Origin of the sequence: Devosia psychrophila, from assembly GCF_000971275.1 — a bacterium.
Taxonomy (GTDB): Bacteria; Pseudomonadota; Alphaproteobacteria; order Rhizobiales; family Devosiaceae; genus Devosia; species Devosia psychrophila.
In genome coordinates this window covers 1-610 of the sequence record NZ_LAPV01000054.1, presented here as the reverse complement: position 1 = coordinate 610, position 610 = coordinate 1, and the positions used below count along the sequence as shown (strand labels likewise).

Annotated in this window: 1 pseudogene; it reads right to left on the bottom strand. The window is 57.2% G+C overall.

Annotation, left to right across the window (positions count from 1 at the left end):
• Window positions 1-591, bottom strand: a pseudogene (locus tag WH91_RS23135) (transposase); the annotation flags it as partial.
• Window positions 592-610 lie beyond the last annotated feature (19 nt).

Sequence of the window (610 nt, the reverse complement as noted above, 5' to 3'; positions counted from 1 at the left end):
CATCCGGTTTGTCTCGCTTCAGCCGCCTGCGCGGCTTGATCCTGAGGTTCAGCTCCAGCTCACGGTAGATGCGGTAAACGCGCTTGTGGTTCCAGACATGTCCCCGCACGTTACGCAGATACAGGAAACACAGCCCGAACCCCCAGGTCTTGTTCGCCCTCGTCAGCCCGATCAGAAGGTCGGCGATCTGCTCGTTCTCCGCGTTAAGCTTGCGGCTGTAACGATAGCAGGTCTGGCTGACACCAAAGGTGCGGCAAGCCAGTGAAATGCCAGTCCCATATCGTGCCACCGCTTTGGCGGCCATCTCTCGGCGTTGAGATGGCCGCGTTATTTTTTTCCAAGGGCCTCTTTGAGAAGCTCGGCCTGCATGCTCATCTCGGCATACATCTTCTTGAGCCGACGGTTCTCGTCCTCCAAAGCCTTCATCTGGCTGATCATCGACGCATCCATGCCGCCGTATTTTGCCCGCCACTTGTAGAACGAGGCAGTGCTCATCCCATGCTCTCGGCACAGATCGGACACCCCAACCCCACCTTCGGCCTGGCGCAGGATCGCCAGGATCTGGGGTTCGCTATATCTCGTCATCTTCATCAAAATCTCCTCGTTCATA